This window comes from Corynebacterium sp. 32222D000AT, assembly GCF_053546955.1.
This window is the reverse complement of the sequence record NZ_JBPPVW010000008.1, coordinates 39,871-57,678: the sequence shown is the minus strand read 5'-3', so window position 1 is coordinate 57,678 and position 17,808 is coordinate 39,871. Positions and strand designations below refer to the sequence as shown.

Sequence of the window (17,808 nt, the reverse complement as noted above, 5' to 3'; positions counted from 1 at the left end):
TAGCATGGTGAGGAGCAAAAGCTAAACACTACCGTGCGCCGGTCCGGGAGCCTGGTCGCCTGCCTGCTGGGTAGGCCAGGCCAGTGTGGGCGGCGCGCAAGAAGAAGGGATGGAGTTCGCGTGTCTGAGATTTCGCGTGACGAGGTCGCGCACCTGGCTAAGCTTTCCCGCTTGGCCTTGAGCGAGGAAGAGCTCGAACAGTTTGCTAGCCAGATTGATGAAATCGTGGACTCGGTCTCCGCGGTGGGCAAGGTGGACACCGACGGCGTCGAGCCGATGAGCCACCCGCACTCGCTGAACGCCACCATGCGCGAGGACAAGGTGGTGCGGACCCTGAACGCCGAGCAGGCGCTGGATCAGGCCCCGGCCGCAGAGGACGATCGTTTCGCGGTTCCGCAGATTCTGGGAGGAGAGTAAATGAGCACCTTTATTGCCCCGAACGAGGGGATTACCTCTCTGAGCGCCGCCGAGCTGGCGGACAAGATCCACTCCCGGGAGCTTTCCTCCCGCGAGGTCACGCAGGCCTTCCTTGATCGCATCGCCGAGACCAACGACGAGCTCAACGCCTTCCTCCACGTCGGCGCGGAGGAAGCGCTGGCGGCCGCCGATGCCGTCGATAAGGCCCTCGACGCCGGTGAGCAGCCGGCCTCGGCCCTGGCCGGCGTCCCGCTGGCGCTGAAGGACCTGCTGACTACTACCGATGCCCCGACCACCGCGGCCTCCAAGATGCTCGAGGGCTGGATCTCGCCCTACGATGCCACCGTGGTCACCAAGCTGCGCGAGGCCGGCATCCCGATCCTGGGCAAGACCAACCTGGATGAATTCGCCATGGGCTCGTCCAGCGAGAACTCCGCCTACGGCCCGGTGCATAACCCCTACGACACCGAGCGCACCCCGGGCGGTTCCGGCGGCGGCACCAGCGCGGCGCTGGCCGCCGGCCAGGCCCCGCTGGGCATCGGCACCGATACCGGCGGTTCCATCCGCCAGCCGGCCGCCCTGACCAACACCGTCGGCGTGAAGCCGACCTACGGCACCGTCTCCCGCTACGGTCTCATCGCCGCGGCCTCCTCCCTGGACCAGGCGGGCCCGTGCGCACGCACCGTCCTGGACACTGCGCTGCTGCACGAGGTCATTGCCGGCCACGACGCCTTCGATGCCACCAGCGTGGACAAGCCGGTCGCTGACGTAGTCGCCGCCGCCCGCGAGGGCGCGCAGGGCGATCTCAGCGGCGTCAAGGTCGGTCTCATCAAGCAGTTCGAGCGCGACGGCTGGCAGCCCGGCGTAATGGAGGCCTACCACCAGGCCGTGGACCAGCTGGTCGCCCAGGGCGCCGAGACCGTCGAGATCGACTGCCCGCACTTCGACGACGCCCTGGCCGCTTACTACCTGATCATGCCCTGCGAGGTCTCGTCTAACCTGGCCCGTTTCGACGGCATGCGTTACGGCCTGCGCGTCGGCGACGACGGCACCCACTCCGCCGAGCAGGTCATGAGCATGTCCCGCGCCGAGGGCTTCGGGCCCGAGGTCAAGCGCCGCATCATGCTGGGTACCTACGCGCTGTCCGTGGGCTACTACGACGCCTACTACCTGCAGGCCCAGCGCGTGCGCACCCTGATCGCCCAGGACTTCGCCAAGGCCTTCGAGCAGGTCGACGTGCTGGTCTCACCGACCACCCCGACCACGGCGTTCAAGCTGGGGGAGAAGGTCGAAGACCCGATGGCCATGTACAACTTCGACCTGTGCACCCTGCCGCTGAACCTGGCGGGCCTGTGCGGCATGTCCGTGCCGTCCGGCATGGCCAGCGACTCCGGACTGCCGACCGGCCTGCAGATCATGGCCCCGGCCTTTGCCGACGACCGCCTGTACAAGGTCGGCGCCGCCTACGAGGCCGGCCGCGACTCGGCGAACTAGCCGCCGCCGTTTCCTGAAGGTTCCCTGTTTTTTCTATACGGGGAACCTTCTTTTTGTATCGGATGGGTTGCGTGTGACGATTGTGACGGTAGGTTATGGACCATGGTTTCCAAGAAAATCAAGACCCTGACCGCTTCGACCGCCGTGGCCGCCGGCCTTGCCCTGTCGGCCCCGGCAGCACTGGCCGCGCCCACCGATTCTCCAGAACCTGACCAAGAAACTTCCGGCGTGGACCAGCTGTCCAGCGTCGTGACCCCGGAGCTGCTCGAGCAGCTGCTGGGCTTGAGCTCCAACAGTGAGGCCGCCTCGACTGCCGCCGGCAGCGAGACGACCGAGTCCACTGAGTCCGCAGCGGCCGCTACTTCCGGCGATGCCGCCACCGCCACCCCGTCCGAGGGCGGCGAGGAAGCAAAGTCCGAGCTGGTGACCACCCTGCCGGAGGGGGCCACCAAGCTGCAGCCGAAGGGCGGCAACGAGACCATCTCCGGCAAGCTGGTCTCCACCGTCAAGCCGGATGCCGTCAGCATCACGCTGCAGGACGACGGCACCTTGAGCTTCGAGGACGGCTGCAACGGCGGCAACGCCGAGTACAGCTTCGACTCCGAGGGTGCCCTCGAGGTCGGCACCATCACCTCGACCCAGATGGCCTGCGAGCCGGCCGCGATGGCCGATGCCGCCGCCATCACCAAGATTCTCGAGTCCAAGCCGGCCATCTACCAGCTCGATAACTCCACTCTGGCCCTGGCCGCCGGAGACGACGCCATCGAGTTCAAGCCCGCCCAGACCGAGGAGGGTGGCAACGCCGCCCCGGCTACCCAGCCGGTGGGCCCGGACGCTTCCACCCAGCCGGAGGCAAGCGCCCCGGCGACCGCTCCGGAAGCTGAGGGCGCGGCAAGTGACCAGACCCCTGTCCCGGGGGCAGAAGTGAACCAGGATGCATCCCAGGCTGGGAACACCGGTGCCGAGACTGCTAACGTAGACGACGAAGGCGTCGTCCAGCCGGACACCACCGCCGACCAGACTGGTCCGGCAGGTGCCACGGCCTAAGGCGTTCTTCAGACGCGGATATTGACAGTCCCGCCGCGTAATTCCTCAATTTGACCCCTCCCGCGCTTGCGGGAGGGGTCAAGTGTTTGTCCGGGGAAGGCTAGCCCTTACTAGGGTTCGTCACCTTATTTGTACTCGTCCGGCAGCGGGCCTAGCTGAGGGCCATCCGGGTAGTACTTCCAGCCGTCCTTGATGCGGACCTTGTCGTCCCACGGCAGCTTGTATTCGCCGTTGGCTAGGTCGCGGACCCAGGTCAGGTAGTTTTCAGTCTTGCCGCCGGGGTAGCCGACGTAGCCGCGGTTGCCTAGGTTGTAGATGTTGTTCTCCAGCGCCCAGTTCTGGCGGGCCTGGTCGGCGAGCGCGGGGTAGATCTCCGCGGTAACGATTTCGCCCGGGTTGCGGTGGCCCTCGGAAATCATGCCGCCGTCGTAGTTGCAGACGTTGCCCTCGCCGAAGTAGTAGAAGGTGCCGTCGTAGCCGGCCAGGTTCACCGACGCGGTGAACATGAGGTTCTGGTAGGCGTTGGAACGGTTGGTCATGATCCAGGAGTCCTGGGTCTGGGTGGAGTAGCCGGAGATGCGGATGTAGACGTTCGCGCCCTTGTAGGCGGCCTCGCGGGCCAGCTCCGGGAACATGCCGTCGTGGCAGATGTTCAGGGCAATCTTGGAGCCCTTCGGGCCGTCGGCCACTGGCATGCCGAGGTCGCCCGGGTACCAGGGCTCGATCGGGGTCCAGGGCTGCAGCTTGCGGTAGTGCAGGGCAATCTCGCCGGTGTTGTCGATCATGATGGCGGTGTTAAACGGCGGCTTGCCCTCCTCGTGATTGGGCTCCATGATAGAGAACACGCCCCAGACGTCGTTGTCGCGGCAGGCGGCCTTGTACTGCTCGACCTTGGGGTCGTCGAGGCCGATGAGGAACTCGTCGTAGGACCAGATCTTGGTGTTGAGTCCGGACGAGGAGTACTCGGGGAAGACAATGAGGTCGAGCTCCGGGTAGCCGGCCTTGGTGCTGGCTACCATGCGGCAAATCTCGTCGACGTTGCGCTGCACGTCGTCGGGGTGGTTGACCACGGGGACGGGGTACTGGATGAGGGCCATCAACAGGCCGTTGGGGGAGGCGCTGACGCTACCGGTGCTGGACATGGAAATCACTCCTTGGGGTTGAATGGGTGGTGCGCGCCCCAGCCTATAGTGTGACTCGCGGCACAGTCGTGTCTCGCGGCCGGTGGTGATCTCGCTGACCAGACTGCGCAGCTGGTGACTATTGGGCCCTAGCGAGAAAAATTTCTGTAGGGTAGCCTTACCCAAATGAGCGAGAATTCTGCATACATCCCTGACGACCCGTACCGTGCCGGTTTTCAGGCCGGCTTTACCCAAGGCTTCGGGGCCGGCTTTGACAGCGGCTTCGAGCGCGGTTTCCAGGCCGGGCAGGACCACGCCCACTACGATTCCCGCCGTGCCCGCAAGGAAGAAAAGCGGGCGGCCAAGCTGCGCCGACGCGAGGAAAAGGCCGCCGCGGCCGCGGGCCAGGCGCCGGCGCCGCGCAAGCCGAAGCGCAAGGCGCACGGCGCCACCGTCACCGCTAAGCGCCAGATTTCCCCCGACATGGTGCGCCTGACTATCTCCGCGCCGGACCTGGTGGGCCAGGACCTCGACAAGACGGATCACTACATCAAGATCCTCTTCGTGCCCGAGGGCGCGGACTACGCCTGGCCCTTCGACCTAGCCGAGGCCCGCGCCAACCAGCCGCGGCACCTGCGCCCGGTCACGCGCACCTATACCCTGCGCAGCGTCGACACGCAGACGGGGGAGTGCGAGGTCGACTTCGTCCTGCACGGCGATGCCGGCCTCGCCGGCCCCTGGGCCCGCGACGTCGAGGTGGGCCACGAGTTCGGGTTCGCCGGCCCCGGTGGCAAGTGGAAGCCCGAGCCCGGCTACGACACCTTCGTCCTGGCCGGCGACGAGTCGGCCGCCCCGGCCGTCGCCGCCGCCCTAGAGAAGCTGCCGGCGGGCGCGCAGGCGACCGCCTTCGTCGAGGTCGAGGCCCCCGGCCACGAGATCGAGATGCCCGAGCGCCCGGGGGCGACCGTCCAGTGGGTCTACCGCAACGGCGCGACCCCGGGCGCGCCGCTGGCCGCCGCGGTCCGCAACCACGGCATCCCGGCTGGCCGCACCAGCTGGTTCATCCACGGCGTGGCCGAGATGATTAAGGACCTGCGCCGCTTCCTGTTCAAGGAAAACGGCGTCGATAAGGCCGACGTGTCCATCTCCGGCTACTGGCGCCTCGGCATGACCGAGGACCTGTGGCAGTCCACCAAGGGCGAATTCGTCGCGGCGATGGAAGCCGAAGAAAAAGGCGCGGCGGATTAGCTAATCCGACCGCGCAGAAGCGTTCCTCTCGGCTACTTGGCGTCCGAGAGAGCGTAGGCGGCGCCGGCGGTCGCGGCGGTCACGGCCAAGACGGACGGCCAGGCGCCGATCTTCTTGGCCAGCGGGTGCGAGGCGCCGAATGCGCCCAGGTAGAGCGCCGACAGGCCGGCGGTGGTGGCGGCATTCGTCTTGGCCGCCCAGGAGCGGCCCGCCCACAGGCCAGCGGCGCCCAGGATGACGCCGCCCAGCGGGCGCACGCCCGTCTCCTTGGCCGTGACCCAACCGCCGATAAGGCCCAGGGTGACCGTCGTGGCGGTGCTGACGTTTTCTGGCTTCTTGATATCAATCATTCCCATGCCACCACCCTAGTCCGCCCGGCGACCCGCGGTAAACAGTTTCGGAAGCCGGCCTGCCCGGAGGGCTAGACTCGTTGTCCATGACGCGTGATAGAACCCCGCAGCAGCCCGCGGCATCGACGGTGTTGCCCGAACCGCAGGCGTGGCGCGCGATGATCGCGCTGAGCCTCGGGTTTTTCATCTCCCTGCTGGACCAGACCATGGTGGCCGTGGCGCTGCCGGCCATCGCCGCAGACATGGGAGCAACCATCAACCAGACGATGTGGGTCTCGTCCATCTACCTGCTGGCCGTCGTGGTCCCCCTGCTGTTTACCGGCCGCCTGGGCGATATCTACGGCCAGCGGCTGATGTTCCGCCTCGGCGTGGGGCTCTTCGCCGTCGGCGCGCTGCTGTGCGCGCTCTCGCCCAGCATCGAATGGCTCATCGCCGCCCGCGCCGTCCAAGGCTTGGGCGCCGCGATCCAGATGCCGCAGACGATGTCCGTTATCAACCGCGTTTTCGCCCGCGAGCGCCGCGGCCGCGCACTCGGCGTGTGGGGCATCGTCGGCTCGCTGGCCTCGCTGACCGGCCCCGTGGCCGGCGGGCTGGTGGTCAGCCTGGTCGGCTGGCACGGCGTTTTCTGGCTCCACCTGCCCTTTGCGGCGGCCGCCATCATCCTGGCCACCCGCTGGGTGCCGAAGCTGCCGACGGTCGCCCGGGCTATCGATGCCACCTCCGCCGCCGTCTCCCTCGTCGCCATGGCCGCCATCGTCTTCGCCGTCCAGCAGGGCCCCGAGCTCGGCTGGCGCTGGTGGGTCTGGGCCCTACTGGCGGCCGGCATCGCCGGGATTATCGTCTTCGCCCGCCTGCAGGCCACGGCCGGCCAGCGCGGCACCGAGCCGCTCATCCCGCCCGCGCTCTTTGCCGACCGCAACTACAGCCTGGGCGTGGCCTCCATCTCCACCATGGGCTTTATGGCCGCGGCCATGATGCTGCCGATGATGATGTGGATGCAGGACGTGCAGGACCTGCCGGCCAACCAGGCCGGGCTCATCGTGGTGCCCATGGCGGTGGTCTCCATGCTGGTGACCCCGTTCGCCGGCATCCTGGTGGACAAGCTGCACCCGCGGGCGCTGTCGCAGTTCGGATTCGCGGTCTCGCTCGGATCCTTCGTCCTTGCGTGGTGGGTGATGCTTGGCGGGCACGCGGCCGCGTGGCTGGCCCTGCCGCTGGGGCTACTGGGCCTGGGTCAGTCGTTTATCTGGGGGACCAACTCCGCGACCGCCATGCGCGACCTGCCGCCCACGCTCATGGGGGCCGCCTCCGGCGCCTACAACACCGCCCGGCAGGTCGGTTCGGTGATCGGCGTGGCGGTGGTCTCGGCGGCCATGCAGGCCGGGCAGGCCGCCTTCGGCCTGGGCGCCGGTCTGGCGCACTCCCTCTGGGCGATCATCGCGGCGCTGGCCGCGGGCCTGGTGACGGTCAGCTTCTTCCGGGATACGTTGCACGGCGGGGCAGCGGAGGCCAAGAGGCGTTAAGCTGGTTAGCATGCGACTTGCCACCTTGACCTCCGGCGGCGACTGCCCCGGGCTGAATGCAGTAATCCGCGCCGTGGTGCGCACCGCCTCTAGCGAATTCGGCGACACGGTGGTCGGATACGAAGACGGCTGGGTAGGGCTTATGGAAGACCGCCGGCGCGACCTCTACGACGACGCCGAGATTGACCGCATCCTCCTGCGCGGCGGCACCATCCTGGGCACCGGCCGCCTGCACCCGGACAAGTTCAAGGCCGGCCTGGGCCAAATTAAGGAAAACCTCGCCGACGCCGGCGTCGACGCGCTCATCGCCATCGGCGGCGAGGGCACCCTAAAAGGCGCGCAGTGGCTGGCGGACAACGGTATCCCTGTCATCGGCGTGCCGAAGACTATCGACAACGACGTCAACGCCACCGACTTTACTTTCGGCTTCGACACGGCCGTTTCCGTGGCCACCGACGCCATCGACCGCCTGCACACCACCGCCGAGTCCCACAACCGCATCCTCATCGTGGAGGTCATGGGACGCCACGTTGGTTGGATCGCGCTGCACGCGGGCATGGCTGGCGGCGCGCACTACACCGTCATCCCGGAAGAACCCTTCGACATCGCCGAAATCACCAAGGCCATGGAGCGCCGCTTCCAGATGGGGGAGAAGTACGGGATCATCTGCGTGGCCGAAGGCGCCCTCCCGAAGGAGGGGACCATGGAATTTACCGAGGGTGATACCGACCAGTTCGGGCACCAGACCTTCAACGGCATCGGCCAGGTTATCGGCGACGAAATCAAGCGCCGCACCGGCTACGACGTGCGCACCACGGTGCTCGGTCACATCCAGCGCGGCGGCACCCCGACCGCCTACGACCGCGTGCTGGCCACGCGCTACGGCGTCCACGCGGCCCGCGCCGCCCACGCCGGCAAGTCCGGCCAGTGCGTGGCCCTGCACGGGGAAAAGATTGAGCTGGTCCCGCTTGCCGATGCCGTCGGCGAGCTCAAGGTCGTCCCGCCCGCCCGCTACGCCACCGCCAAGGCGCTCTTCGGCTAGCGCGGGCCCGCGGTAGGGTAAGCGCCTACGCGACGTCGAGGCGCAGCGCCGGCAGCTGCGGGTCCACGACCCAGCTGTCCTCGGCCACGGTGATGGCCGGCCGGTCCTCGGCGATGGTCAGGGAGTCGCCCGCGCGGGCGGTGTTGCCGTCCAGCACATAAGAAACGAGCCCGCGCAGTACCGCGTAGAAATCGTTGGGATCCCCGGGCGCGTTGCGAATCTGCACCTCCGGGTGGCCGGCCTGGATGAGCCCGACGGAGTAGGCGTACCAGCGATCGGCGTCCTCGGAGGGGCGTACCCACACGCCCGCGGCCGTCATCGCCAGCTCGCCGCTATCGGCCAGCTGGATAAAGCGCGGCGCGCTAATGGTCACCCCGGCCCGCGGCACCAAGGCCGCGAGCGCGCCCGGGGTTTTAAGCGCGGCGAGGGTGGCCACCGACAGCATGTTGAGCTGGCGCAGGCGGTCCTCCCGGTATTTCTTGCCGCGCTCGAGGTGCGCGTTGTCGGGGAAGACCGTGACGAGTACGTAGCTGGTGGCGCTGGACACGTCGACCGAGCCGTCGTTGAGCTCCGGGTGGGGCTCGACCTCGGAAAGGTCGGGGGCGGCATCGATAAGCTTGAAGGTGATGGTGCAGTCGCGGGCCTGGGCCACCTGCAGCTGCGGGTTCGGGCCGGGCTCCAGCGGGCTGAGCTGGTCGCCGAAGGTGTCGCGGACGGCGGCGGCTAAGTCTTTCGCGGTGGGTAAGTTGCGGCAATAGACGACGTTGACCAAGGGGGCATTGACGAGGTCCGAGCCGACGCTATTCGGGGTATCCATGCGCCCCAGCATAGGCAAAAAAGACCAGTTGCCGGCGAAGAAAAATAACGTACTAAGATGGCACGCATGACTGCTGCGATGTATGACCTGATGGACTTCGATGAGGTCTTGGAAAAGTTTGAACCCGTCATGGGCATGGAAGTGCATGTCGAGTTGGATACCGAAACCAAGATGTTTTCCACCTCGGCCACCAATTTCAGCGCCGCTCCGAACAGCAACGTGGACCCGGTGTCCCTGGGGCTGCCGGGCGCGCTGCCGGTCGTTAACGCCAAGGGCGTGGAATGGGCCATCAAGATTGGGCTGGCGCTGAACTGCTCCATCGCGGAGTCCTCCCGGTTCGCCCGGAAGAACTACTTCTACCCGGACCAGCCGAAGAACTACCAGATCTCCCAGTACGACGAGCCCATCGCGTACGACGGCTACCTGGACGTCCAGCTCGAGGACGGCACTGAGTGGCGCGTCGAGATCGAGCGCGCCCACATGGAGGAAGACACCGGCAAGCTGACCCACCTGGGCGGCGCCGACGGCCGCATCCACGGCGCGACGAAGTCCCTGGTGGACTGCAACCGTGCCGGCATCCCGCTGATCGAGATCGTTACCAAGCCGATCATCGGCGCCGGCGAGCGCGCCCCCGAGGTCGCCAAGGCCTACGTCTCCGCCCTGCGCGACCTGGTCGCCGCCCTGGGCGTGTCCGATGCCCGCATGGACCAGGGCTCCATGCGCGTGGACTCCAACCTGTCCCTGCGCCCCATCGGCCAGGAGGAGTTTGGTACACGCACAGAGACCAAGAACATCAACTCGCTGAAGTCCGTCGAGCAGGCCGTGCGCTTTGAGATGCAGCGCCAGGCCCAGGTCATCGAGGACGGCGGCGAGATCGTCCAGGAGACCCGCCACTACCAGGAGGCCGACGGCACCACCTCCAAGGGGCGCCCCAAGGAGACCGCCGAGGACTACCGTTACTTCAACGACCCGGACCTGCCGCCGGTCATCGCCCCGCGCGAGTGGGTCGAGGAAATCCGCGCCACGCTGCCGGAGCTGCCGTGGGTCCGCCGCGCCCGCATCCAGAAGGAGTGGGGCCTGACGGATGAGGAGATGCGCGACCTGGTCAACGCCGGCGCCCTCGACCTCATCGTCGACACCGTCGAGGCTGGCGCCCCGGCCTCCGATGCCCGCTCCTGGTGGGTGGCCTACCTCTCCGGCAAGGCCAACGAACAGGGAGTGGCCCTGGCCGATCTGTCGATTAGCCCGCAGCAGGTCGCCCGCGTGTGCGCCCTGGTGGCCGAGGGCAAGCTGACCACCAAGCTGGCTCGCCAGGCCGTCGACGGCGTGCTGGCTGGCGAGGGCGACGTCGACGAGGTCGTCGCCGCGCGCGGCCTGGAGGTCGTCCGCGACGACGGCGCCATCGAGAAGGCCGTCGACGACGCCTTGGCCGCCAACCCGGACATCGTGGAGAAGTACCGGGCCGGCAACAAGAAGGTCACCGGCGCCATCGTGGGCGCAGTCATGAAGGCCACCCAGGGCAAGGCTGACCCGGGCCAGGTCAACAAGTTGATCGCGGAGAAGCTCAACTAGACCGCACAGTTATCAGCCAGGACCCGCGGATGTTATCAAAATGATATCCGCGGTTCTTTGGCGTATTCCGGGGCCTTTCCTGCCGAAAGTCCCAGCCAAGCGTTAGGTGTCTCACAGGTAGGGGTGGACTAGCTACAGTGCACACCAGGCGGCGCGGACAGGTGCGTTATGCTTTGGGACGACAGCGCGCGCCAATCCGCTGCGCCGGAGGTTGAGTTGTATGCTTGCTCCCTCGGGCCGCGGCGGGCTGAGGCTGGCTGGGCCCGCCGCTTTCTGGCAGGGCCCCTGGCCGTCGGGTGCGCGCTTGAGACTTGATCATTGTCTAGCAGAACTAGGAAAGTTGTGTCTATTACCAAATCAATGAGCATCGCCTTGGCCTTCGTCGGCCTGCTGGTTGGCGCCGGCTTCGCGACGGGCCAGGAGATCGTGCAATACTTCACCTCCTTCGGCGCCAACGGCGTGTGGGGCATCATCGTCGCCGGCATCATCATGACGCTGGCTGGCACCGTCTTCCTGCAGCTGGGTAGCTACTTCCACGCCTCGGAGCACAACACCGTCTTCCGCCGCGTGACCCACCCGATTGTTTCCAAGCTGCTGGATATCGCGGTGGTCATCACCCTGTTCGCAATCGGCTTCGTGATGCTCGCCGGCGCCGGCTCCAACATGGAGCAGCAGTTCGGCTGGCCGGCCTGGGTCGGCTCCCTGCTGATGCTCATCCTCGTGCTGGTGTGCGGCATGCTGGACGTCGACAAGGTTTCCAAGGTCATCGGCGCGCTGACCCCGACCATCATCATCGCGGTCATCCTGGTCTTCATCTACACGCTGTTCAGCATGCCCGAGGACGTCACCCTGGCCATGGAGCACTCCGGCCAGATTGATTCGCCTATCGGCAACTGGCTGGTTTCTGCCCTGAACTACAACGGCCTGGCCCTGATGCTGGCCGTGTCCATGTCCCTGGTCATCGGCGGCGACAACATCAGCCCGCGCGAGGCCGGCCTGGGCGGCATCATTGGCGGCGTCATCTACTTCATCATGATAGGCATGGCGGGCTTCTCCCTGCTGATGAACGCCGACAAGATCGGCGACTCCGACATCCCGATGCTGATGCTCGTCGACGAGATGGGCTCCGTGCTGGGCGGCATCATGGCCGTCATCATCTACCTGATGATTTTCAACACCGCCATCGGCATGTTCTACGCGCTGGGTAAGCGCCTGTCCGCCGGCCACGAGGGCCGTTACCGCGTCATCTTCGTCGCGGGCTGCCTGGCTGGCTTCGGGGTCTCCTTCGCCGGCTTCAAGACCCTGATGAACTACGTCTACCCGGTCATCGGCTACATGGGCATTGTCATGGTGGCCATCCTGGTCTTCGCCTGGTTCCGCAGCCAGTCCCAGATTAAGGACGAGGGCGTGCGCCGCGAGCGCATCCGCGCCCTGCTGCACCTGAAGCTGCACCCGGACAAGGAGTACGACGCCGCGCGCTACGACGACGAGATCGGCCAGCAGCTGGTCGACTCCAACCTGGAACGCGAGGAGCTCTACAACGACATCGTCGACGAGGTCACCGACGACCTCGACAACGACGAGGAAGTCGATTTCGACCTCGAGGAGTACGACGAGAAGCGCAACGACGTCAGCTACTACACCGAGCGCGACAACGTTGAGGAAGGCCGCTCCGAGGAAGAAATCAAGCAGTGGATCGAGGAAACCGGCGCCTCCGGTGACCCCGAGGCCGACGATGCCGAGACCACCGGCACCGACGCTTCCACTAGCGAGCAGAAGAACTAACTAAAAGCCGGACCGGCGCCCCGCGGAGACGAGCTCTCCGGCGGGGCGTTTAGTGCATCAGCAGCTTGATGGTCAGGCCAATCATGATGCAGCCGATGGCGAAGTTGATGACCCGCCAGACCTTCGGCTGCGCCAGAACGTCGGAGAACTTGGCCGCGCCGTAGCCGATGGTAGGGAACCAGACGAGGCTGGCGCAGATGGCGCCGCCGGCAAAGAGCCAGCGGTCGTCGGGGCCGTACTGGTTGGCCACGCCGCCCAACATGACGAGCACGTCGACGTAAGCGGCCGGGTTGAGCCAGCAGATGGCCACGGCGGCCAGGGCTGGCTTGAGCCAGGTCTTTTCCTGCATCTGGCGGCGGATGACCCGGCGGGTCTTCGTGGCCACGGCGGCCACGCCGCCGCGGGCGTCGGGGGAGGTGCCGAAGGATTCGATCTCCTCGGTCTTGTTGGGCGGCGTGTCCGCGTCGAGGGCCTTGCCGTCGGGGGTGAGGGCGTCGCGGAAGCACAGGAAGGTGAAATAGGCCAGGTAGGCCGCGCCCGCGTATTTGAGGATGGTCAGCGCCCAAGGGAAGCGGTCGACCAAGAAGCCGACGCCGGCGGTGCCGCCGAGAATCATGATGATGTCGCTGGCCGCGCAGATAGCAATCACCACGCCAATCGCATGGCGGCGAATGCCCTGTTTGAGCAGGAGGGCATTCTGGGGCCCGATAGCGACGATAAGGGAGATACCCAGGGCGAAGCCAGCAACGATGATCGACATATCTCTAGTGTGCCGCCGCGCGAAAGTGAAGTCTAGTTAATCAGACTAAATATAGTTAAGCTATGCTTCATGAACCCGCTTCATCTGGAAACTATGCTGGCAATTGTGGACGAAGGCAGCTTCGACGGCGCCGCCCGAGTGTTAGGGGTATCACCCTCCGCGGTTAGCCAGCGCGTCAAAGCCCTGGAAACCAGCACGGGCCGCGTCCTGCTGCGGCGCTCCACGCCGGTGATGGCTACCGATGCCGGCGAAGTCCTCGTCCAAGCCGCCCGCCGCATGGCCTTGGTCCAGGCCGAGACCAATGCCCGCCTGCAGAAACGCCTGGCGCGCGTCCCCTTGTCGGTGGCCGTGAACGCCGACTCGCTGGCGACCTGGTTTCGCCCGGTGCTGGAGGACGTGGCCGACGGGGGCAAGGCATCGTTGCGCTTGCTGATTGAGGACGAGGCTCGCACGCTGGCGATGCTCCGCCGCGGCGACGTCCTCGGCGCGGTAACCCGCGAGGAGCTGCCGGTGAGCGGCTGCGAGTCGACGTACCTGGGCAAGCAGCGGCTGGTCGCCGTGGCGGCACCGGGGCTGGCGCGGCGGCATCGGACGGTGGAGGGTATTTCGTGGACGCAGATGCCGGTGGTGATGTACGGCCCGCACGACCAAGTGCTCGACGATGCCATGCAGGAACGCTTCATCGACTCGCACGTCATCCGGGCTAATATCTCGGAGATTCCCTCGGCCGAGGGCTACGTCGAGGCCGTCCGCGCGGGCCTGGGCTGGGGGTTGGTGGCCGAGGCCCAGGCGCGGCCGCTGCTCGACAGCGGGCAGGTGGTGCTGCTCGACGGTGATCCGCTGGACGTCGATCTGTACTGGCAGCGCTGGCGGCTAGAATCCGAGGTGCTCGAGGAGCTCACGGACTCCGTCGTGCGCGCCGCCGGGGAGGGGCTAGTTGCTTAGCCCGTTGCCTAGCGCGGCTTAGCCGAAGAGCTCTTCCTGGAAGGGCTCCGGGTTCTTGAGCTCCTCGCCCTTCGGCAGGGCGCCGGGCAGCGTGGTGCCCTCGGCGAAGGGGGCGCCGCCGAAGCGGTCGCGGTCGTGCGGCTGGGCCAGCCAGGACATCTCCGGGCCGACCGGGACAACCTGGGTGGGGTTTACTTCCTTGTGCACGATGAAATAGTGCTGCTTGATCTCGGTGAAGTCGGTGGTGTCACCGAAGCCCGGGATCTGGAAAAGCTCCTGCAGGTAGCCGCGGATGTTCGGCAGCTCGGAAGTCTTGTGGCGGGAGCACTTGAAGTGCGAGTAGTAGACCGGATCGAAGCGCACCAGCGTGACGAAGAGGCGGATATCGGTCTCGGTGAGGTGCTCGCCGACCATGTAGCGCTGCTGGCCCAGGCGCTCTTCGACCCAGTCGAGGGCCTCCCAGAGGTCCGCGTAGGCCTTTTCGTAGGCCTCCTGGCTGCCGGCGAAGCCGCAGCGGTAGACGCCGTTGTTGATGTTGCGGAAGATGTACTCGTTGAGCTCGTCGATTTCGGCCGCGTGCTCGGCGGGGTAGAGGTTCGGGGCGCCGGCGCGGTGGAAGTCGGTCCACCCGGTGATGAAATCGCGCACGATGCTGTCGTAGTCGTTCGTCACGACCTTCCCGCTGGCGACCTCCACGATGGCAGGTACCGTGATCCCGCGCGGGTAGTCGGGGAAGCGGGCGAAGTAGGCGTCCTGCAGGCGGGGGATGCGAAGCACTGGGTCGACGCCATCGGGATCCAGGTCGAAGGTCCAGGAGCGCACGTCGTGGGTCGGGCCGGCCAGGCCTAGCGAGAGGGTGTCCTCGAGGCCCATCAGGCGGCGCGTGATGACGGAGCGGTGCGCCCACGGGCAGGCGCGGGCGGCGATAAGCCGGTAGCGGTCGGCGGCCATTGGCCAGCTGACGGTGCCGTCGTCGTTGTTCTGGCGCTCGGTGATACCGGCGACAAAACGGTCGGTGATGTAGTTGGTGTCGCGGACGAATTCGCCGTCCGGGGAAGCGTTGTGCGGGTCGCCGGCCCAGTCCTGGTTCTTGTCGGTCATGGTTCCTCCTTGGTGTTGGCTAATAACTCTAGTGTACCCAAAAGCGTGACGTGTCAACAAAGGTGAAAGGGGCTCGATTTGCAGACGATGTCGCGGCGCGCCGATAACGGTGGTCCAGACTGACGCTTAGCTGGCCTAAGTTGGCAGTTATGACCCAGAACAACAAGCCAGATAACGCCCGAGCCTTAGGCGATGACTTTGACGACGTTCCCACCTACACTGGGCCCTCCCAGTCTTCCGGCCGCGGCACCGCGCGTCCCCTAAAGCGCGACGATGCCCCGGAGACCACCGAGTTCGGCCAGGCCGCCAAGCCTGGCGAGACCAGCGAGTCCGCCCAGGCAGGTGCCCCGAGCAAGCCCGCGCCGAAGCGCAGCTCCCTCTTCGAGCGCGCCGGCCGCGCCCAGCCGCAGAACATCGAGCCCCGCGCTACCACGCCCGAGCCGGGTGTGGAGGAGGCTCCCGAGGTGAGGTCGGCAGGCCAGGGGGCTGAGACCACCGCCTTCAGTGCCACGGGTGCGCCGGCCGCCGCCGCGGATCCGACCGTCCAGCTGGACCGCGAGCCGCGCGAGTCCGAGGCCTTTGCCGATCGCGACTTCGCCGAGCGCCGCGCCGACGAGCCTGCCACTCGCTACCAGCCGGCCGCCGCGCCGCAGGAGACCATGGCGCTGGATCCGAACGAGCCGGACTACGCCGCGACCTCCCAGGTCCCGGCCGGCGAGCAGTACGACGCCGACGGGCAGCCCCTCTACGCCGGCGCTGCCGATGCCACCGACCCGACCGAGGCCCCCGAAACCACGGCCTCCGCTAAGCGTGGCACCATCGATTTCGGCCTTTTGCTGGTCCGCCTCGGCTTGGGCGTGTACCTCATCCTGGCGGGGCTGCGCCCGCTACTGCAGCTCGGCGATTCTGCCGGCCTTAGCGAGGTCACCGAGCAGTTCGCGGGTTATCCGTGGGCCAACATTCTGGGCATCGGTGTGCCGGTCGTCCAGTTGGTCGCTGGCGCCTTCCTCGTCTTGGGTCTGTTGACGCCGGTCGCGGCGATGCTCGCGACGCTCGTCACCGGGTTCACCGCCCTGTACGCCCTCGCTGTCTCTGGGGCCGGGCTCAACGTCTTTAACTGGCCGGAGTCGGTATGGCTGTCGGTCGTGTTGTTCGTTATCGCTCTGGGCGTTCAGTTCACCGGCCCGGGTGTTATGTCGCTGGACTTTGGTCGCTCGTGGGTGCGTCGCCCGCTGGCGTCCTCGTGGGTCTTCATCATCCTGGGCTTGGTCGCCCTGGGGGCTATCTGGTGGTTCGGCGCAGGGGTCAATCCGCTGCACTAGGCCTTAAGGCACGCCGAGTAGGCGCTACGGACGTGGTCCGTGGCGCCTTTCAGTGTATTTGGCTGGCCGTTCCTTGTGGCTCGGCTGGCTTTATGCCAGCCCCGCGGCGGGATTTATGCCCGCCGCCCCAGTGTCAGCCGCCCCAGGGCGGGTCCCAGGTCACCTTGCCGTGTCTTCGATTGACCCGCCCGTGTCTGGGGTAGGCGGGGTCGTCGTCGTTCCACGAATTATGGAACTCACACAACAAGGTGAGATTCTCCTGGTTGGTCTCGCCGCCATCGGCCCAGGGGTGGATGTGGTGGACCTGGCACTCATCGGCCGGCTTGCGGCAGTTCGGCCACGCACAGGTGGTGGTCTCGGCCTTGGCCATGTCCTTCTGCTTCGGTGAAGCGTGGCGCTGGAAGCGGTAGTGGTTGACCGGGCCGCGCCTAGGGTCCACCAGGGTGGCCAGGCCCGCGTCCAGCAAGCATTGGCGGACGTACTCGGCACCGGTCATGGTGGTGCCGTTGGTTAGCTGCAGGGTGATCTCATCCCCATCACCGGACAGGATTTGCACCCAATCAGGAAGCGAGATCACCACGTGGGTGGCTTTCGGTTGCTTGTTCAGCCCGCCGCTGAACAAGGCTTCCACGTCGGGGATGGTCTTAATCGACGCCCAGAGGTTTTCCACCAGCTCAGGGTCGCCGGTGATAGAAAAAGTACTCGGTCCGTCTTTGCAGCGGGTCACGCGCACGCCTTCGGCCGGTGGGGCCGGGCGGTTAAGCTCTAGGACCTTTTGGTTGGCAAGGCGGCGGAGTTGTTTGGTGGTGCCGGGGGTGTTGCAGAGTTCTATGAGCATGGCCCAGGCGTGGCCTTTGTGTCGCACCCGGCGGAAGGCGTTGTCTAACACCAGCAAAGTATCTAAGTGGTGTCCGGATTCCGCGGCGCCTTTCCTCGCATCGGCTTGCTTGCGCGTATACGTGGTGTGTCCGAAGAAGGTCTGGCAGGCGCGGTAGTGGGCGGCCGCGGCAACGTCCGACATGACAGCCTTCAGGGCGGGCAGTCTCAGCTCGCGGCACAGGCCCAAGTAGGAAATCCCGTCCGCGAAGATAGAGTGCGCTGCTTTCAAAGTGTCTATGGCTGTCGTCGTCATGCCTCACACGCTAAGCCCGCCCGTCAACCCCGACAAGTAAAAACCTGAACCTGTGGATAACTCGCCCAAAAACGCCATTTTTGATGACGCGTCAACGCGCCTGCCTGTGGATAACCCCGACTTTGGCGCGAA

General features: G+C 66.4%; 16 protein-coding genes. 10 read left to right on the top strand and 6 right to left on the bottom strand.

Annotated elements, in window-relative coordinates:
- Positions 1-120 precede the first annotated feature (120 nt).
- The 3 genes from gatC (at position 121) to ACEE23_RS06615 (ending at position 2,958) form a co-directional block, all read left to right on the top strand.
- Positions 121-417 (top strand): Asp-tRNA(Asn)/Glu-tRNA(Gln) amidotransferase subunit GatC, encoded by a 297-nt coding sequence (gene gatC, locus ACEE23_RS06625; protein WP_368519703.1) that lies wholly within the window; start codon positions 121-123, stop codon positions 415-417.
- Positions 418-1,911 carry an Asp-tRNA(Asn)/Glu-tRNA(Gln) amidotransferase subunit GatA gene (gene gatA / locus ACEE23_RS06620; RefSeq protein WP_368519704.1) on the top strand — a complete coding sequence of 498 codons (1,494 nt, stop codon included), beginning with the start codon at positions 418-420 and terminating at the stop codon, positions 1,909-1,911.
- 102 nt (positions 1,912-2,013) lie between these two features.
- On the top strand, positions 2,014-2,958 hold the full coding sequence (locus ACEE23_RS06615; protein ID WP_368519705.1) for an META domain-containing protein: 945 nt from the start codon (positions 2,014-2,016) through the stop codon (positions 2,956-2,958).
- Between the two features lie 125 nt (positions 2,959-3,083).
- Here ACEE23_RS06615 and ACEE23_RS06610 read toward each other — a convergent pair whose 3' ends face one another.
- The gene (locus ACEE23_RS06610) at positions 3,084-4,100 is read right to left on the bottom strand and encodes a formamidase (RefSeq protein WP_368519706.1); all 1,017 of its coding nucleotides are present in this window, start codon (positions 4,098-4,100) and stop codon (positions 3,084-3,086) included.
- Between the two features lie 165 nt (positions 4,101-4,265).
- Between ACEE23_RS06610 and ACEE23_RS06605 the strand changes: the two genes are divergently transcribed.
- Complete coding sequence (locus tag ACEE23_RS06605) at positions 4,266-5,327, top strand: siderophore-interacting protein (RefSeq protein WP_368521077.1); 1,062 nt, start codon at positions 4,266-4,268, stop codon at positions 5,325-5,327.
- Between the two features lie 32 nt (positions 5,328-5,359).
- Here ACEE23_RS06605 and ACEE23_RS06600 read toward each other — a convergent pair whose 3' ends face one another.
- On the bottom strand, positions 5,360-5,683 hold the full coding sequence (locus tag ACEE23_RS06600; protein ID WP_290225952.1) for a hypothetical protein: 324 nt from the start codon (positions 5,681-5,683) through the stop codon (positions 5,360-5,362).
- 80 nt (positions 5,684-5,763) lie between these two features.
- Here ACEE23_RS06600 and ACEE23_RS06595 point away from each other — a divergent pair, with 80 nt between their 5' ends.
- Positions 5,764-7,200, top strand: coding sequence for an MFS transporter (locus ACEE23_RS06595; RefSeq protein WP_448871738.1), 1,437 nt, complete (start codon positions 5,764-5,766; stop codon positions 7,198-7,200).
- A 10-nt stretch (positions 7,201-7,210) separates the two neighbouring features.
- Positions 7,211-8,242, top strand: a complete 1,032-nt coding sequence (locus tag ACEE23_RS06590; protein ID WP_368519709.1) for an ATP-dependent 6-phosphofructokinase — start codon at positions 7,211-7,213, stop codon at positions 8,240-8,242.
- Positions 8,243-8,267: 25 nt separating this feature from the next.
- On the opposite strand, the gene ACEE23_RS06585 is transcribed toward ACEE23_RS06590, so the two are convergent.
- A complete protein-coding gene (locus tag ACEE23_RS06585) occupies positions 8,268-9,059 on the bottom strand; it encodes a DUF4261 domain-containing protein (RefSeq protein ID WP_448871740.1) in 792 nt (263 codons plus the stop codon).
- A 66-nt stretch (positions 9,060-9,125) separates the two neighbouring features.
- On the opposite strand from ACEE23_RS06585, the gene gatB reads away from it, so the two are divergent.
- Both gatB and ACEE23_RS06575 read left to right on the top strand, forming a co-directional pair.
- On the top strand, positions 9,126-10,631 hold the full coding sequence (gene gatB / locus ACEE23_RS06580) for an Asp-tRNA(Asn)/Glu-tRNA(Gln) amidotransferase subunit GatB (RefSeq protein WP_368519711.1): 1,506 nt from the start codon (positions 9,126-9,128) through the stop codon (positions 10,629-10,631).
- A gap of 360 nt (positions 10,632-10,991) precedes the next feature.
- Positions 10,992-12,416 (top strand): YkvI family membrane protein, encoded by a 1,425-nt coding sequence (locus ACEE23_RS06575; protein WP_448871742.1) that lies wholly within the window; start codon positions 10,992-10,994, stop codon positions 12,414-12,416.
- 49 nt (positions 12,417-12,465) lie between these two features.
- On the opposite strand, the gene ACEE23_RS06570 is transcribed toward ACEE23_RS06575, so the two are convergent.
- The gene (locus ACEE23_RS06570; protein WP_368519713.1) at positions 12,466-13,176 is read right to left on the bottom strand and encodes a LysE/ArgO family amino acid transporter; all 711 of its coding nucleotides are present in this window, start codon (positions 13,174-13,176) and stop codon (positions 12,466-12,468) included.
- 69 nt (positions 13,177-13,245) lie between these two features.
- On the opposite strand from ACEE23_RS06570, the gene ACEE23_RS06565 reads away from it, so the two are divergent.
- Complete coding sequence (locus ACEE23_RS06565) at positions 13,246-14,121, top strand: LysR family transcriptional regulator ArgP (protein ID WP_368519714.1); 876 nt, start codon at positions 13,246-13,248, stop codon at positions 14,119-14,121.
- Between the two features lie 18 nt (positions 14,122-14,139).
- Here ACEE23_RS06565 and ACEE23_RS06560 read toward each other — a convergent pair whose 3' ends face one another.
- Positions 14,140-15,222, bottom strand: coding sequence for a glutathione S-transferase family protein (locus ACEE23_RS06560; RefSeq protein WP_368519715.1), 1,083 nt, complete (start codon positions 15,220-15,222; stop codon positions 14,140-14,142).
- 149 nt (positions 15,223-15,371) lie between these two features.
- On the opposite strand from ACEE23_RS06560, the gene ACEE23_RS06555 reads away from it, so the two are divergent.
- Complete coding sequence (locus ACEE23_RS06555; protein WP_448871745.1) at positions 15,372-16,544, top strand: DoxX family membrane protein; 1,173 nt, start codon at positions 15,372-15,374, stop codon at positions 16,542-16,544.
- A 133-nt stretch (positions 16,545-16,677) separates the two neighbouring features.
- On the opposite strand, the gene ACEE23_RS06550 is transcribed toward ACEE23_RS06555, so the two are convergent.
- On the bottom strand, positions 16,678-17,676 hold the full coding sequence (locus ACEE23_RS06550; protein ID WP_368519717.1) for an HNH endonuclease signature motif containing protein: 999 nt from the start codon (positions 17,674-17,676) through the stop codon (positions 16,678-16,680).
- Positions 17,677-17,808: the final 132 nt, after the last annotated feature.

Excerpts from the sequence above, each read along its gene's own strand:
- gatA (WP_368519704.1), top strand. The coding sequence starts at position 418 with ATGAGCACCTTTATTGCCCCGAACGAGGGGATTACCTCTCTGAGCGCC.
- ACEE23_RS06615 (WP_368519705.1), top strand. The coding sequence starts at position 2,014 with ATGGTTTCCAAGAAAATCAAGACCCTGACCGCTTCGACCGCCGTGGCC.
- ACEE23_RS06610 (WP_368519706.1), bottom strand. The coding sequence starts at position 4,100 with ATGTCCAGCACCGGTAGCGTCAGCGCCTCCCCCAACGGCCTGTTGATG.
- ACEE23_RS06605 (WP_368521077.1), top strand. The coding sequence starts at position 4,266 with ATGAGCGAGAATTCTGCATACATCCCTGACGACCCGTACCGTGCCGGT.
- ACEE23_RS06600 (WP_290225952.1), bottom strand. The coding sequence starts at position 5,683 with ATGGGAATGATTGATATCAAGAAGCCAGAAAACGTCAGCACCGCCACG.
- ACEE23_RS06595 (WP_448871738.1), top strand. The coding sequence starts at position 5,764 with ATGACGCGTGATAGAACCCCGCAGCAGCCCGCGGCATCGACGGTGTTG.
- ACEE23_RS06590 (WP_368519709.1), top strand. The coding sequence starts at position 7,211 with ATGCGACTTGCCACCTTGACCTCCGGCGGCGACTGCCCCGGGCTGAAT.
- ACEE23_RS06585 (WP_448871740.1), bottom strand. The coding sequence starts at position 9,059 with ATGGATACCCCGAATAGCGTCGGCTCGGACCTCGTCAATGCCCCCTTG.
- gatB (WP_368519711.1), top strand. The coding sequence starts at position 9,126 with ATGACTGCTGCGATGTATGACCTGATGGACTTCGATGAGGTCTTGGAA.
- ACEE23_RS06575 (WP_448871742.1), top strand. The coding sequence starts at position 10,992 with ATGAGCATCGCCTTGGCCTTCGTCGGCCTGCTGGTTGGCGCCGGCTTC.
- ACEE23_RS06570 (WP_368519713.1), bottom strand. The coding sequence starts at position 13,176 with ATGTCGATCATCGTTGCTGGCTTCGCCCTGGGTATCTCCCTTATCGTC.
- ACEE23_RS06565 (WP_368519714.1), top strand. The coding sequence starts at position 13,246 with ATGAACCCGCTTCATCTGGAAACTATGCTGGCAATTGTGGACGAAGGC.
- ACEE23_RS06560 (WP_368519715.1), bottom strand. The coding sequence starts at position 15,222 with ATGACCGACAAGAACCAGGACTGGGCCGGCGACCCGCACAACGCTTCC.
- ACEE23_RS06555 (WP_448871745.1), top strand. The coding sequence starts at position 15,372 with ATGACCCAGAACAACAAGCCAGATAACGCCCGAGCCTTAGGCGATGAC.
- ACEE23_RS06550 (WP_368519717.1), bottom strand. The coding sequence starts at position 17,676 with ATGACGACGACAGCCATAGACACTTTGAAAGCAGCGCACTCTATCTTC.